At 66.7% G+C, this 15,444-nt stretch carries 12 protein-coding genes; 10 read left to right on the forward strand and 2 right to left on the reverse strand.

Going from position 1 to position 15,444, the window contains the following annotated elements:
* Positions 1-6: 6 nt before the first annotated feature.
* Positions 7-1,326, reverse strand: a complete 1,320-nt coding sequence (gene lplT, locus AC1DS6_RS11130) for a lysophospholipid transporter LplT (RefSeq protein ID WP_477102498.1) — start codon at positions 1,324-1,326, stop codon at positions 7-9.
* Between the two features lie 432 nt (positions 1,327-1,758).
* Here lplT and alr point away from each other — a divergent pair, with 432 nt between their 5' ends.
* From alr to AC1DS6_RS11155, 5 genes are all read left to right on the forward strand, one after another.
* Positions 1,759-2,874, forward strand: coding sequence for an alanine racemase (gene alr, locus AC1DS6_RS11135; protein WP_441633390.1), 1,116 nt, complete (start codon positions 1,759-1,761; stop codon positions 2,872-2,874).
* 151 nt (positions 2,875-3,025) lie between these two features.
* A complete protein-coding gene (gene radA / locus AC1DS6_RS11140; RefSeq protein ID WP_035864940.1) occupies positions 3,026-4,387 on the forward strand; it encodes a DNA repair protein RadA in 1,362 nt (453 codons plus the stop codon).
* Positions 4,388-4,466: 79 nt separating this feature from the next.
* Entirely contained in the window at positions 4,467-5,042 is a 576-nt protein-coding gene (locus tag AC1DS6_RS11145; RefSeq protein ID WP_477102499.1) for a hypothetical protein, read from the forward strand.
* A gap of 19 nt (positions 5,043-5,061) precedes the next feature.
* On the forward strand, positions 5,062-5,673 hold the full coding sequence (locus AC1DS6_RS11150; RefSeq protein ID WP_441633396.1) for a GNAT family N-acetyltransferase: 612 nt from the start codon (positions 5,062-5,064) through the stop codon (positions 5,671-5,673).
* 307 nt (positions 5,674-5,980) lie between these two features.
* A complete protein-coding gene (locus tag AC1DS6_RS11155; protein ID WP_441633398.1) occupies positions 5,981-6,466 on the forward strand; it encodes a disulfide bond formation protein B in 486 nt (161 codons plus the stop codon).
* A gap of 72 nt (positions 6,467-6,538) precedes the next feature.
* Here AC1DS6_RS11155 and AC1DS6_RS11160 read toward each other — a convergent pair whose 3' ends face one another.
* Positions 6,539-8,485, reverse strand: a complete 1,947-nt coding sequence (locus AC1DS6_RS11160; protein ID WP_045241512.1) for an ATP-binding cassette domain-containing protein — start codon at positions 8,483-8,485, stop codon at positions 6,539-6,541.
* Positions 8,486-8,838: 353 nt separating this feature from the next.
* Here AC1DS6_RS11160 and AC1DS6_RS11165 point away from each other — a divergent pair, with 353 nt between their 5' ends.
* The 5 genes from AC1DS6_RS11165 to gsiC all read left to right on the forward strand — a co-directional run bounded on the left by AC1DS6_RS11165 (position 8,839) and on the right by gsiC (position 15,436).
* Positions 8,839-9,843, forward strand: coding sequence for a MurR/RpiR family transcriptional regulator (locus tag AC1DS6_RS11165; protein WP_441633443.1), 1,005 nt, complete (start codon positions 8,839-8,841; stop codon positions 9,841-9,843).
* A 5-nt stretch (positions 9,844-9,848) separates the two neighbouring features.
* Positions 9,849-10,802 carry an isoaspartyl peptidase/L-asparaginase family protein gene (locus AC1DS6_RS11170; protein WP_441633401.1) on the forward strand — a complete coding sequence of 318 codons (954 nt, stop codon included), beginning with the start codon at positions 9,849-9,851 and terminating at the stop codon, positions 10,800-10,802.
* A 78-nt stretch (positions 10,803-10,880) separates the two neighbouring features.
* The gene (locus tag AC1DS6_RS11175; RefSeq protein ID WP_035864929.1) at positions 10,881-12,770 is read left to right on the forward strand and encodes a dipeptide ABC transporter ATP-binding protein; all 1,890 of its coding nucleotides are present in this window, start codon (positions 10,881-10,883) and stop codon (positions 12,768-12,770) included.
* A gap of 38 nt (positions 12,771-12,808) precedes the next feature.
* Positions 12,809-14,356, forward strand: a complete 1,548-nt coding sequence (gsiB, locus tag AC1DS6_RS11180; protein WP_441633403.1) for a glutathione ABC transporter substrate-binding protein GsiB — start codon at positions 12,809-12,811, stop codon at positions 14,354-14,356.
* A 159-nt stretch (positions 14,357-14,515) separates the two neighbouring features.
* Positions 14,516-15,436: a glutathione ABC transporter permease GsiC gene (gene gsiC / locus AC1DS6_RS11185; RefSeq protein ID WP_441633405.1), complete on the forward strand. Its 921-nt coding sequence runs from the start codon at positions 14,516-14,518 to the stop codon at positions 15,434-15,436.
* The last annotated feature ends 8 nt before the right edge of the window (positions 15,437-15,444 follow it).

Below are 15,444 nucleotides of genomic sequence, written 5' to 3' on the forward strand. Positions count from 1 at the left end.
GCCTGGCTAGTGGTGCTTGTCTTCGCCGATCATGGCCAGCGAATTGAAGGTCCGCACGTTGTAGCGGTGCTGGCGCATCACCAGCAGCATGGTCACGCAGACAAAAATGCCGAACGCGACGATGACGATGCCGATGGGCACATTGAGCTTGATCAGCAATGCGTACAGGCACAGCATCAGCAGCACGGAAACGTTCTCGTTGAAGTTCTGCACGGCAATCGAGTGCCCGGCCGATAGCAGCACGTGCCCGCGGTGCTGCAGCAGCGCGTTCATCGGCACCACGAAGTAGCCGGACATGCCGCCCACCAGCATCAGGAACACGTAGGCGATGGCCATGTACAACGGCATGTGCATGCCGAAGAACTGGAACGTAATGTCGGGCATGCTGTTCTTGGTGTAGAAGGCCATCAGCATCACCACCACGCCCATCGCCACGCCGAAGGGCAGCACCGACAGCGACTTGCGCAGGGGAATGCGCATGGCCGCCATGATCGCGCCGACCGCGACGCCCACTGCCACCACGGCCTGCAGCAGCGCGCCTTGCGAGAGGTTCAGGCTGAGCGACTTCTCTGCCCATTTCAACACGATGAACTGCAGCGTGGCGCCGGCGCCCCAGAACAGCGTGGTCACGGCCAGCGAGATCTGGCCCAGCTTGTCGCGCCACAGCGCGGTAAAGCAGTCGGCGAATTCGGCAATCAGCTTGATCGGGTTCTTTTCCTGCTGCGGGTAACGCGCGCCGGTCTCGGGAATGAACAGGTTGAAGATGGCTGCGATCACGTAGAACAGCATGATCACCACCATCGCAGCCTCGGCCGGCGTATTGATGCCGGTATTGACGCCGGGTACGTCGATGCCCAGCAGAAGTTGCGAGATGTGCACCGAGATCAGCGCGCCACCCACCACGGTGCCGAGGATGATCGAGCCCACGGTCAGGCCTTCGATCCAGCCATTGGCGGCCACCAGCTTTTCGGGGGGGAGCAGTTCGGTGAGGATGCCGTACTTGGCGGGCGAGTAGGCCGCCGCGCCGAATCCGACGATGCCATAGGCCAGCAGCGGGTGCAGCCCGAACATCATGATGGCGCAACCGCCGATCTTGATGGTGTTCGTGATGAACATCACCTTGCCCTTGGGCATGGAGTCCGCGAAGGCGCCCACGAAGGCGGCCAGCACGACGTAGGAGAGCACGAAGAACAACTTGAGCAGCGGGGTCATCCACTGCGGGGAATGCAGTTCGGTGAGAAGGGCGATGGCGGCGATGAGCAGCGCATTGTCGGCCAGCGATGAGAAGAACTGCGCCGCCATGATGGTATAAAAACCCTTCTTCATACTTTGGACTCTATCTCCATCGCTATTACCGTACGTGACTGGCACCAGCGCGCCGCTCGGCGCCGTTGTTGCCTGTAGGGAACCTGGGCCCGCGTCGTTGTCAAAGTGATGCTCGTGCCAACCCCGGGAGTGCCGCGCAGTTTGCCTGACCGTGTTTGACATATTGCATCACTTTTAAAACATGGCCGGAACGTCCGGCTTTATAACACGAAAATAAGGCGATTCCGAGCATCCACGGGCCGCCGGTTGGACAACGCAAGCGCGCCGCGATTCCCTAAATGTTTGCTCTAATGTGTTCAAATAACGTCTGTGCAACGTGCCGCGCGTACCGGGTCTTCCCGGATATGGTGCAACCATCGGGCGGGGGCATTCAGGCCAGACAGCCAGGATCCCTGCCGCGCCACCGCGCCGCAAGCCTCTAGAAGCGATCTCATGCCAAGACCCATTCACGCCGTCATTCACCAACCGGCCCTGGCCAACAACCTGGACGTTGTGCGCCGTTGCGCACCCCAGTCGCGGGTCTGGGCCGTGATCAAGGCCAACGCCTATGGCCACGGCATCCGCCGTGCTTTCGCCGGCCTGCGCGCCGCCGACGGTTTCGGCCTGCTCGACCTGAACGAAGCCGTGCTGTTGCGCGAGCTGGGCTGGCAGGGCCCGATCCTGCTGCTGGAGGGCTTCTTCCAGCCGCAGGATGTGGCCCTGCTGGAGCAGTACCGCCTCACCACCGTGGTGCACTGCGACGAACAACTCCGCATGCTGGAAGTGGCGCGGCCCAAGGGTCCGCTGGCGATCCAGCTCAAGCTCAATACCGGCATGAACCGCCTGGGCTTCCGCCCGGAGCAATACCGGACCGCCTGGGAGCGTGCGCGAACCCTCTCATGCGTGGGCAGTATCGTGCATATGACCCATTTCTCGGACGCCGACAGCGCGCGCGGCATCGCGCACCAGATGGAAGTGTTCGACGCCACCACCGCGAACCTGCCGGGCGAGGCCAGCTTGTCCAACTCCGCCGCCACGCTGTGGCATCCGCAGGCCCACCGCGCCTGGGTCCGGCCAGGGGTGGTGCTGTACGGCGCATCGCCCTCGGGCCAGGCGGCCGATGTGTCCAGCTTCGGCCTGCAGCCGGCCATGTCGCTGCACAGCGAGCTGATCTCGATACAGGACCTCCAGCCGGGCGATACCGTTGGCTACGGTTCGCTGTTCAAGGCCGAGCGGCCGATGCGCATCGGCGTGGTGGCCTGCGGCTATGCCGACGGCTATCCTCGGCATGCGGCGGGCTGGGGCGACAACCCGGCGCCGGTGCTGGTCGACGGCGTGCGCACCCGTCTGGTGGGCCGGGTCTCCATGGATATGATCTGCGTCGACCTGACCCCTTGCCCCAAGGCCAAGGTGGGCAGTCCCGTGACCCTGTGGGGCCAGGGCTTGCCGATCGACGACGTCGCCGCCGCCAGCGGTACCGTGGGCTACGAGCTGATGTGCGCGCTGTCGCTCCGCGTGCCGGTGACTGTGGCGACGCTGACCGCGCCCGAGCAGCCTGCACTGGCCTGAGCGGCCGCGCGGAGCGCTGCCACATCCAGCCCGGCCGGTCCGTTCGCGGGCAGGCCGGGGCGGCTCCGGGCCGCGCATGTGCTCCGCATTGAAGGCGCGGCTCACCCACGTGCGTGTACCCGCCACATCCCCCCATTCCCGAGGACTCCAGTTGGCCAAGCCCAAGAACGTCTACACCTGCACCGAATGCGGCGGCACCTCGCCACGCTGGCAAGGCCAGTGCCCGCAGTGCCAGCAATGGAACACCCTGGTGGAGACCGTGGCGGAAACCGGCTCGGCCAAGCGCTTCCAGCCGCTGGCGGCTTCCGCGATGGTGCAGCGCCTGTCGGAAATCGACGCCGCCGACGTGCCGCGTTTCTCCAGCGGCATCGATGAGTTCGACCGCGTGCTGGGCGGCGGCCTGGTTTCCGGCGGCGTGGTGCTGATCGGCGGCGATCCCGGCATCGGCAAGTCCACCCTGCTGTTGCAGGCGCTGGCCAACCTGGCCGCTGAGCGGCGCGTGCTGTACGTCAGCGGCGAGGAGTCCGGCGCGCAGATTGCGTTGCGCGCGCAGCGCCTCGGCGTTGACAGTCCGCACCTGGCGCTGCTGGCTGAGATCCAGCTGGAAAAGATCCAGGCCACGCTGGAGGCGGAGAAGCCCGAGGTGGCGGTGATCGATTCGATCCAGACCTTGTTCTCGGAGGCGCTGACCTCGGCGCCCGGCTCGGTGGCCCAGGTGCGCGAGTGCGCGGCCCAGCTCACCCGCATCGCCAAGAGCACGGGTACCACCATCATCCTGGTCGGGCACGTGACCAAGGACGGCAGCCTGGCCGGCCCGCGCGTGCTGGAGCATATCGTCGATACCGTTTTGTATTTCGAGGGCGACACGCATTCCTCGCACCGCCTGATCCGCGCCTTCAAGAACCGCTTCGGCGCGGTCAACGAGCTGGGCGTGTTCGCCATGACCGAGCGTGGCCTGCGCGGCGTCAGCAATCCCTCCGCGCTGTTCCTGTCGCAGCACGAGCAGGTGGTGCCCGGCTCCTGCGTGCTGGTGACGCAGGAGGGCACGCGGCCGCTGCTGGTGGAGGTACAGGCGCTGGTGGATACCGCGCACGTGCCGAATCCCCGGCGCCTGGCCGTGGGGCTGGAGCAGAACCGGCTGGCCATGCTGCTGGCGGTGTTGCACCGCCATGCCGGCATTGCCTGCTTCGACCAGGACGTGTTTCTCAACGCCGTGGGCGGGGTCAAGATCTCCGAGCCGGCGGCCGACCTGGCGGTGCTGCTGGCTATCCATTCCTCCATGCGCAACAAGCCGCTGCCGCGCGGGCTGGTGGTCTTCGGCGAAGTCGGCCTGGCCGGCGAGATCCGTCCCAGCCCGCGCGGGCAGGAACGCTTGCGCGAAGCGGCCAAGCTTGGCTTCTCGATGGCGGTGATTCCCAAGGCCAATGCGCCCAAGCAGAAGATCGACGGGCTGGAGGTGATGGCGGTGGAGCGGCTGGAACAGGCAATCGACCGGGTCCGGCACCTGGAGTGAGGGCGCCAGCCCTTTCCCGACCCCCTCCAGTGGCAATTTTGGGTATATTCCGAAGCACTTTTTCAATCGGAGTTCATCCATGCGCATTTTCAACATCCATCGCCGCCACGGCATGATCGCCGCGATCGGCTGCGGCGCAGCATTGCTGCACGCGGCTGCAGCCGCAGCCGATGGCGCCAGGCCGTTCTTCGACGCGGCGCTGTGCAAGCCGCCCTACACGACCAAGGCCGCCACCGCGCTCTACGAGGCCGCCGAGAAGCTCGCCAAGCCGGATCTGTCCAGGCTGGGCGCGGCCATCTACAAGCTGCCGCTGCCCATCGCGCAGGACGGCTTCGCTAGCGATGAAGTGATATTCGCCGGTACGTCGGTGGGTGTGCTGGTGCAGGGCCAGCAGGCCGAAGCGCTGGCCGCGCGCTACCAGCTCAAGCAAGAGACTTCGACCTTGCTGGGCACCGCCACCAAGGGTTTTGCCCGCGCTCTGCCGGCCGCTCAGCAGCCCCTGCCCAGTCTCGGCACCGTTTCCATCGTGGCGCGCGAAAGCGCCGCGCTGCCGGGCAAGACACTGTTGATTTGCGAGCTCGTCAGCCATCAGGACGCGCAGGCGCTGAAAGCCTACGAGCGCAGCCAGGCCGGGCAGGGCGCGGCCGCGCGCTAAGCCGGGAGATATCGTCAACATGCCCGATCGACAGACTTCCCTGTCAGGCGCGGCCGGTAATGAGCCGGTCGTCCTGGACACTGCCCGCCTGCGCTTGCGCCAGTGGCGCGAGGCGGATTTCGCGCCCTTTGCCGCGCTCAATGCCGATCCGGTGGTGATGGCGTGCTTTCCGGCGCCGCTGGACCGCGCCGCCAGCGACGCCACGGCGTTGCGTTGCCAGTCGCTGATCGCGGCGCGCGGCTGGGGCTTCTGGGCGGTCGAGCGCAAGGAGGATGGTGCCTTTATCGGCTTCGTCGGCCTGCATGAGCCTGCCGCGACGCTGCCGTTCTCCCCCTGCGTGGAAATCGGCTGGCGCCTGGCGCGGGCGCACTGGGGGCAGGGCTATGCCGCGGAGGCGGCGCGGGCAGCGCTGCAATTTGGCTTCGGGCGGCTGGCGCTGGCGGAGATCGTCTCGTTCACCGCGCTGCCCAATGTGCGTTCCCGCGCCGTGATGGAGCGGCTGGGCATGGTGGCGGACGGCACCTTCGAGCACCCTGCGCTCGCGCAAGACAGCCCGCTGCTGTTGCACTGGCTGTACCGCATGTCAGCGCAGCGCTGGCAATCGCTGTCCGGCAACGTCCGCGCACCCTGACGGCGGCGCGCTCGCGGGAGGCTGGCCGCTTACTGTGGCGGTTTCCACCCGCCTTGCGCGAGCCATGCGCCAGCCTGTTTTGCGGGCGCCTGAGCGTGGCCCTGCGCGCCGCGTGGCCTGCGTCAATCCGCCGCAAGCGGCGTCGGGCCCGTCGCGCGGGATTGTGGGGGCGTCTTTCGCAAAATCGGTAATAATGTGCCTCGTATTGCGCGGACGGCAACGCCGTCCGGCGCACCGATGGAGGGCCTCGCGGTGCCTGTCTAGCGCTTCGACGGGTGCCGCCCGGCCATTTTTTTGCTAGTGAGCCATGCAAGCCAATTCCCGTAGTTTCTTTCTGCTGATCGCCGCGATTTCCTTCGGGCTGGTCGGCTATGCCCTCTACCTGCAGCATGTCGAGGGGTACCAGCCGTGCCCGCTGTGCGTGATGCAGCGTTTTGCCTTCGTGGCAATCGGCCTGTTCTCGCTGCTGGCCGCCATCGCGCAGAACACGCGCAGCCTGTGGCAAGGGTTGGGCATGCTGTCCGGTGTGGCTGGCATCGCGGTGGCGGGCTATCACGTGTCGCTGTTGCTGAATCCCAAGGCCAGCTGCGGCATCGATCCGCTGGAGAACTGGGTCAACCGGTTGCCCACGGCCAAGGTCCTGCCGCAGGTGTTCTTCTCGGATGGCATGTGCACCACGCCGCTGCCCCCGATCTTCGGCCTGTCGATCCCGGCGTGGTCGCTGATCTGGCTGTTTATCCTGACCGCCACGCTGGCGGTGGGCATGATCCGGCGCGAGAAAAACTTCCGCTGATCTGCCTGGCGCGGCCGGCTGCTGCCGGCGCGCGCTTCCCGGGGGCTGGCGCCCCCGGCATCCCTCGCAGGCTTACACGATCTGTTCGATCTGCTCCTGCAGTTCGAGCCAGCGCTCCTCCAGCGTGTCCAGCTCGCCGCCGACTTCGCCCTGGCGCTTGAGCATCTCCATCAGCCTGGCCTTGTTGGCTTCCGCATAACTGGTCTCGTCGGCCATGAAGGCGTCGATCTCGGTCTTGGCCTGTTGCAGCACGGCCATGCGCTTCTCCACCTTTTCCAGTTCCTTGGTCAGCGGCTTGCGCAACTGCGTCAGGCGCTGGCGCTCGTCCGCTTCGGCGCGGCGCTGGTCGCGGCGGTTGGCGTTCGATGTGGCCGAGGCATCGCCGTCCGCCGGCGCGTGCGAGGCGCTGGCCGCGTTGCGCTTGGCGGCGGCTTGCTGCAGCAGCCAGTCGCGATAGTCGTCCAGGTCGCCGTCGAAGGGTTTGATGGTGCCGTCCGCTACCAGGATGAACTGGTCGGTGGTGGCGCGCAGCAGGTGCCGGTCGTGCGAGACCACGATCAGCGTGCCCTCGAACTGCGCCAGCGCCATGGTGAGTGCTTCGCGGGTGTCGAGGTCCAGGTGGTTGGTCGGTTCGTCGAGCAGCAGCAGGTTGGGCTTCTGCCAGACGATCAGCGACAGCGCCAGGCGTGCCTTCTCGCCTCCGGAGAACGGCTCGATCGATGCGGTGGCCATGTCGCCGCGGAAATTGAAGCTGCCGAGGAAGTCGCGCAGCTCCTGCTCGCGCGTGTCCGGCGCGAGCCGCGCCAGGTGCTGCAGCGGCGAGTCCTGGTCGCGCAGCGTTTCCAGCTGGTGCTGGGCGAAATAGCCGATCTGCAGCCCCTTGCCCAGGCGCAGCGTGCCGGCCAGCGCTTCCTGCGAGCCGGCCAGCGTCTTCACCAGCGTCGACTTGCCCTGGCCGTTGGCGCCCAGCAGGCCGATGCGCTGGCCGGTCTGGATCGATAGCGTGAGGTTATGCAGGATGGTCACGGGCGGCGCGTCCGGCGCGGGGGCGGGGTAGCCGCAGTCCACGCCTTCCAGCACCATCATCGGGTTGGGCGCCGAATCCGGCTCGCGGAACTCGAAGGCAAAGCCCGCGGCGATATGCACCGGCGCCAGCCGCTCCATCTTCTCCAGCGCCTTGACCCGGCTCTGTGCCTGGCGCGCCTTGCTGGCCTTGGCCTTGAAGCGGGTGATGAAGGACTCGAGGTGGGCGATTTCCTTTTGCTGGCGCGAGTAGGCGGACTGTTGCAAGGCCATCTGCTGCAGGCGCAGCGTCTCGAACTGGCTGTAGTTGCCGCCGTAGCGGCGCAGCTGCTGGTTCTCGATATGCACCGTGACGTTGCAGATCGCATCGAGGAACTCGCGATCGTGGGAAATCATCACCAGCGTGCCGGGATAGCGCGCCAGCCAGTCTTCCAGCCAGACGATGGCATCCAGATCCAGGTGATTGGTGGGTTCGTCTAGCAGCAGCAGGTCGGACGGGCACATCAGCGCCTGCGCCAGGTTCAGCCGCATGCGCCAGCCGCCCGAGAAGGAGGCCACCGGCTGCGACACCTGCGGCAGCGTGAAGCCCAGGCCCAGCAGCAGCGCTTCGGCGCGCGCCGGCGCGGTGTAGCCATCGGCGTCGGCAAACGCCGCGTGGGCGTCGCCCTCCGCGGTGCCGTCGCCGCTGGCCTGGGCCGCGGCGATGCGCGCTTCGATATCGCGCAGCTGGGTGTCGCCGTCGATGACGTATTCCACCGCGCTGCGCATCACGGCCGGGGTTTCCTGCGCCACATGGGCGGTGCGCCACTGCGGCGGGATCGCCACGTCGCCGCCGTCCGCCTGCAACTCGCCGCGCAGCATGGCGAACAAGGTCGACTTGCCGCTGCCGTTGGCGCCGACAAGGCCGACGCGCTCGCCGGGGTTCAGCGTCACGCTGGTGTGGTCGAACAGCACCTTGGTGCCGCGCTGGAGGACTAGCTGGTCGATTCGGATCACGGGAGGGAGAGGCTGGAGAAGGGCGGGTCTGGGCGTTCGGTCAATCCGGCCCCGGCATGGCACGGGGCAACCCGGCATTGTAGCCGCTTCGTATGCCGATACCTCCGGAACGCGCAACGCGCTGCGCCAGCCCTTCATCAATGTGGATTGCGCGCCGCACGGTGCCAGGCCGGCCGATAGCGGTCATAGGTGAAAACCCTTGGGCTGGTAAAACTCTATTTTCATGGCACGCGCTTTGCGTGTAAATTTATTTACATCGATGCGCACCGGATGAAGGCCTGGTTTCCGGCGCGCGCATCTCCAACCAACCAAAGGCGCGCGCCATGTCCAACGGTACCCAAGGCTCTCCCGGCATGACTGCCCCTGACGGTGGCAATGGCGGTAACGGTGGCAATGGCAACGCTTCAATCACGGAGCGTATTGCCCGCGCCCTGCCCACGCTGACGCCGGCGCACCAGCGCATGGCGGAGTACGTGCTGGGCAACCCGTTCCGTGCCGCCACCATGCGTATCGACGAATTCGCCGATGCCGTGGAGGTGTCCGTGGCCACCGCCAATCGCTTCGCGCGTGCGCTGGGATTCGAGGGCTTTCCGCAATTTCGCGCCGAACTGGTGCGCGGTTTCGAAGCCACTCTTGCACCCGTTGAGAAACTACGCACCGAACTGGCGCGTCCGGCCACGGTGGCCGAAGTGTTCGCCGCCTCGCTGGAAGAGGACGTGCGCAACCTGGAAGCCTCGCGCCGCGCGCTTGACGCCGAGACCTGCGAACGCGCGGTGGAGGCCATCCTGGCTGCCGAGCGCATCTTCGTGGTGGGCTTCGGCGCCAGCGGCTTTCTCGCCGGGTTGTTGCAACATGGGCTGGACATGTCCTGCCGCACGGTGATTTCGGTATCCGGTGCCGGTGGCGCGTCCACCGCCGCGCGCCAGTTGTTCAAGCTGCAGCGCAGCGACCTGCTGATCGTGATCGGTTTCCCGCGCTACGTGTACGACACCGTGACCATTGCCCGGCGCGCCCGCTCGCGTGGCGCGCGCATCCTGGCGCTGACCGACGCGCCCACCTCGCCGCTGGCGTCGCTCGCCGATATCGCGCTGTATGCGCATACCGGCCGCCAGCTTTCCGCCAACTCGGACGCCGCGGTGCTTGCCTACATCGAAGCGCTGTGCGGCGCCGTGGCCTACCGCGCCGCGCACGCCGTGAAGGCGGCCGCCGAGATGACCGAGTTCCTGCTGCCGTGGCTGCACGGCGCCCCGCCCGGACAAGGGCGCGACGCGCGCGAGCCGCGCCAGGACGAGGCTGCCGAAGGCCGCGCCAGGCGTGCCCCGGCACGCCGCAAGAACACTACCCCGAACGCATCGTGAATCCAATGAACACCCCAGTCATCGCCATCCACGGCGGCGCCGGCACCATCACCCGTGCCGCCATGAACCCCGCCAAGGAGGCCGAATACACCGCCGCGCTCAGCGCCGTGCTTGAAGCCGGCCAGCGTGTGCTGGCCGATGGCGGCAGCGCGCTCGACGCCGTGACCGAGGCCGTGCGCCTGCTTGAGGATTGCCCGCTGTTCAATGCGGGCAAGGGCGCCGTGCTGACCCACGCCGGTACCTATGAGCTGGACGCCGCCATCATGGACGGCGCCACGCTGGGCGCCGGCGCCGTGGCCTGTGTCAAGCGGCTGCGCAATCCGGTGCTGGCCGCGCGCGCGGTCATGGAAAAGAGCGAGCACGTGCTGTTCGCCGGCGAGGGCGCAGAGTCATTTGCGCAAGCGCAGGGCCTGGAGCTTGTCACGCCCGGCTACTACTTCACGCAGGCGCGCACCGATCAGTGGGAACGCGCCCGCGCAGCCAGCGGCATGACCCTGCTGGACCACGATGCCGCCACGCTGGCCGCCGAGCCGATCGACCCGGACAACAAGTTCGGCACGGTAGGCGCCGTTGCGTTCGACGCGCAAGGGCGCCTTGCCGCGGCGACCTCAACCGGGGGCGTTACCAACAAGCAGGTGGGCCGGGTGGGCGATACGCCCATCGTCGGCGCCGGCTGCTTTGCTGACGACGTGGCCGCGGTTTCCACCACCGGTACCGGCGAAATGTTCATCCGCACGGTGGCCGCCTACGACGTGGCGGCGCAGATGCGCTACGCCGGCCTGCCGCTGGAGGAAGCCGCGCGCCGGGTGGTGATGGACAAGCTGCCCGCCATCCATGGCCGCGGCGGCCTGATCGCGGTGGACCGCGAAGGCAACGTCACGCTGCCCTTCAATACCGAAGGCATGTACCGCGGTTTCGCCCGGGTGGGCGAAGCGGCCAACGTGTGGATCTACGGGTGAGCGTGCCAGGGCACGGCATCCGCACCGCACCAGGCAAAGCATCAAGCAAAGCATCAACCTAGGCACTAAGGGGGCCCAGTGGCTGCATCCTCTTCCAAGTCGACCATCGTCCTGCCACCGCAACGGGTGGTTTCCGTCAACGATCTCAGCGTGCGTTTCTCCACCTCGGAGCGCACGGTGGACGCGGTGCGCAACCTGTCCTTCCACGTCGATCGCGGCGAAACGCTGGCCGTGGTGGGCGAATCGGGCTCGGGCAAGTCGGTGACCTCCCTCGCGCTGATGCGCCTGGTGGAACACGGCGGCGGCAAGATCGCCAGCGGCAGCATGGCGCTGCGCCGCCGCAATGGCGCGGTGCTCGATCTCGCCACGGCCGACGGCGCCACCATGCGCGGCGTGCGCGGCAGCGACGTGGCGATGATCTTCCAGGAGCCGATGACCTCGCTCAACCCGGTGTTCCCGGTCGGCGAGCAGATTGCCGAATCGATCCGCCTGCACCAGGGCAAGAGCCGCGCCGAGGCGCGCGCCGAAGCGCTGCGCATGCTGGAGATCGTGCGCATTCCCGAAGCGCGCCGCGTGCTGGACCGCTTCCCGCACCAGCTCTCCGGCGGCATGCGCCAGCGCGTGATGATCGCCATGGCGCTGTCGTGCAAGCCGGCGCTGCTGATTGCCGACGAGCCCACCACGGCGCTCGACGTAACCATCCAGGCCGAGATCCTGCAATTGATCCGCAACCTGCAGGCCGAGATGGACATGGCCGTGGTCTTCATCACCCACGACATGGGCGTGGTGGCGGAAGTGGCCGACCGCGTGCTGGTGATGTTCCGCGGTGAGAAGGTGGAGGAGGGCACGTCCGAACAGGTGTTCGGCAAGCCGGCGCATCCGTACACCCGCGCCCTGCTGTCCGCCGTGCCCAAGCTGGGCGCCATGCGTGGCACCGACTGGCCGGCCAAGTTCCCGCTGGTGCAACTGGAAGAGGGCGAGCCGGTGGCGCCGGTGCCGCAGGACACGGTGCCGGCGCACGCCTCGCCCATCCTGCGCGTGCGCGACCTGGTGACCCGCTTCGACGTGCCGGGCGGCCTGCTGGGCCGCGTGGCGCGCCGCGTGCATGCGGTGGAGCGGGTGAGCTTCGACCTCTACCCCGGCGAGACGCTGGCGCTGGTGGGTGAGTCCGGTTGCGGCAAGTCCACCACCGGGCGCTCGCTGCTGCGCCTGGTCGACAGCCAGAGCGGCACCATCGAGTTCAACGGGCAGGACATCAGCCAGATGCGCGGCGGCGCCCTGCAGACCCTGCGCCGCAATATCCAGTTCATCTTCCAGGACCCGTTCGCCTCGCTCGATCCGCGCGTGCCGGTGGGCTACTCCATCATGGAGCCGCTGCTGGTGCACAAGGTCGCCAGCGGCAAGGAGGCCGAGCAACGGGTGGCGTGGCTGCTGGAGAAGGTCGGCCTGCCTGCGGCGCATGCCTCGCGCTATCCGCATGAGTTCTCGGGCGGCCAGCGCCAGCGCATCTGCATTGCCCGCGCCCTGGCGCTCAACCCGAAGGTGGTGGTGGCCGACGAATCGGTCTCCGCGCTCGATGTCTCCATCCAGGCGCAGATCGTCAACCTGATGCTCGACCTGCAGCGCGAACTGGGCATCGCCTTCCTGTTTATCTCGCACGACATGGCGGTGGTGGAGCGTGTGAGCCACCGCGTGGCGGTGATGTACCTGGGCCAGATCGTCGAGATCGGCCCGCGCCGCGCGATCTTCGAGAACCCGCAGCACCCGTACACCAGGAAGCTGATGTCGGCCGTGCCGATCGCCGATCCGGCGCGCCGCCACCTCAAGCGCGAGCCGCTCTCGGACGAGATGCCCAGCCCGATCCGCGCGCTCGGCGACGAGCCGCTGGTTCAGCCCCTGGTGGCGGTTGGCGGCAATGCCGCTTCCCATCATTTTGTAGCCCGGCACGCCATTGGCGGCGCTTATTGAACCTAAGCATGAACCGAAGAATTTCCCAAGGAGAATCGATGATGTCCCGTTTGGTCCCTTCGAAGCTGATCGCCGGTGGCCTGGCCCTGGCCGCGCTAGGCGCAGGTCCCGCCTTTGCCGCCAAGGATGCCGTGATGGCGGTGTATTCCACCTTCACCACGCTCGACCCGTACGACGCCAACGACACGCTGTCGCAAGCCGCCGCCAAGTCCTTCTACCAGGGCCTGTTCGGCTTCGACAAGGACATGAAGCTGATCAACGTGCTGGCCGAGAGCTATGAAGCCAGCAAGGACGGCCTGACGTACACCATCAAGCTGAAGAAGAACGTCAAGTTCCACGACGGCACCACCTTCGATGCCGCCGCAGTCAAGGCCAACTTCGACCGCGTCACCAACCCGGCCAACAAGCTCAAGCGCTACACGCTGTTCAACCGCGTGGCCAAGACCGACGTGGTCGACGCCAACACCGTCAAGGTCACGCTGAAGGAGCCGTTCTCGCCGTTCATCAACGTGCTGGCCCACCCGTCCGCCGTGATGATCTCGCCCGCCGCGCTGCAGAAGTACGGCAAGGACATCGCCTTCCACCCGGTCGGCACCGGCCCGTTCGAGTTCGTCGAGTGGAAGCAGCCCGATCACCTGAAGGGCAAGAAGTTCGCCGGCTTCTGGAAGACCGGCTATCCCAAGATCGACACCATCACCTGGAAGCCGGTGGTGGACAACAACACCCGCGCCGCCATCATGCAGACCGGCGAAGCGGACTTCGCCTTCAGCATTCCGTTCGAGCAGGCGGCCGTGCTCAAGGGCAGCGCCAAGGTAGACCTGATCGCCTCGCCGTCGATCATCCAGCGCTACCTGACCATGAACACCATGGTCAAGCCGTTCAACGACCCGAAGGTGCGCCAGGCCATCAATTACGCCATCAACAAGGAAGCGCTGGCCAAGGTCGCGTTTGCCGGCTACGCCACGCCGTCCGATGGCGTGGTGCCCGCGGGCGTGGACTATGCCGAGAAGCTGGGCCCGTGGCCGTATGACCCGGCCAAGGCGCGCGCGCTGCTGAAGGAAGCCGGCTACCCGAACGGCTTCGAGACCACGCTGTGGTCCGCCTACAACCACACCACCGCGCAGAAGGTGATCCAGTTCGTGCAGCAGCAGTTGCAGCAGGTCGGCATCAAGGCGCAGGTGCAGGCGCTCGAAGCCGGCCAGCGCGTGGAGAAGGTGGAGAGCGTGCAGAAGCCGGAAGACGCCGGCGTGCGCATGTACTACGTGGGTTGGTCGTCGTCGACCGGCGAGTCGGACTGGGCGCTGCGCCCGCTGCTGGCTTCCGAGTCGATGCCGCCCAAGCTGCTGAACACCGCCTACTACAAGAACGACCAGGTCGACGCCGACATCGCCGGCGCGCTGCGCACCACCGACCGCGGCGAGAAGGCCCGCCTGTACAAGGATGCGCAGGAACACATCTGGAAGGATGCGCCCTGGGCCTTCCTGGTGACCGAGAAGGTGCTGTTCGCGCGCGCCAAGCGCCTGACCGGCGCCTACGTGATGCCCGACGGTTCGTTCAGCTTCGACGAGATCGATATCAAGCAGTAAGAGTAAGCGTATCGGCACGACGCGTGGCGCGTCCCACAAGCAGGCGCCACGCTCTCAGCCATCGCTTGGCGGTACAGCGCAGTAAGCCGTGCACGGCCGCCTGCCCACAGATGCGGGGGCAGGGCGGGCGGCCCGCGGTCTCTAATCATCCGGTGCTTCATGCTGAACTACTTTCTTAAACGATTCCTGGGCGTGATCCCCACATTGCTGATCGTGGCAGTGCTGGTGTTCCTGTTCGTCCACCTGTTGCCGGGCGATCCCGCCCGGCTCGCGGCCGGCCCCGAGGCTGACCAGACCACGGTGGAACTGGTACGCCGCGATCTCGGCCTGGACAAGCCGCTGCCCGAGCAGTTCGTGAACTTCTTCTCGAACGCGCTGCGCTGGGAGTTCGGCAATTCGCTGCGCACCAAGCGCCCGGTCAGCGAGGAAATCGGCGACCGCTTCAAGCCGACGCTGTACCTGACGCTGGCCTCGATGGTGTGGGCAGTAATCTTCGGCATGGTGATCGGGATCAGTTCGGCGGTCTGGCGCAATCGCTGGCCCGACCGTTTCGGCATGACGCTGGCGGTGTCGGGCATTTCCTTTCCCGCCTTCGCGCTCGGCATGCTGCTGATGGAAGTGTTCTCGGTGCAACTGGGCTGGCTGCCGTCGATCGGCGCCGATACCTGGAAGCACTACATCTTGCCGTCCATCACGCTGGGCGCCGCGGTGGCCGCCGTGATGGCCCGCTTCACCCGCGCCTCCTTCGTCGAAGTGCTGAACGAGGATTTCGTGCGCACCGCGCGCGCCAAGGGCGTGGGCGAGTTCCTGGTGGTGGCCAAGCACTGCCTGCGCAACGCCATGATTCCGGTGGTCACCATGATGGGCCTGCAGTTCGGCTTCCTGCTGGGCGGCTCGATCGTGGTGGAGAAGGTGTTCAACTGGCCTGGCCTCGGACGCCTGCTGGTGGACGCGGTCGAGATGCGCGACTACCCGGTCATCCAGGCCGAGGTGCTGCTGTTCTCGCTCGAGTTCATCCTGATCAACCTGGTGGTCGACGTGTTGTACACCGTCATCAACCCCGCCATTCGTTACAAGTAAGTGAGGCC

The organism is Cupriavidus sp. 05L310, from assembly GCF_056398185.1.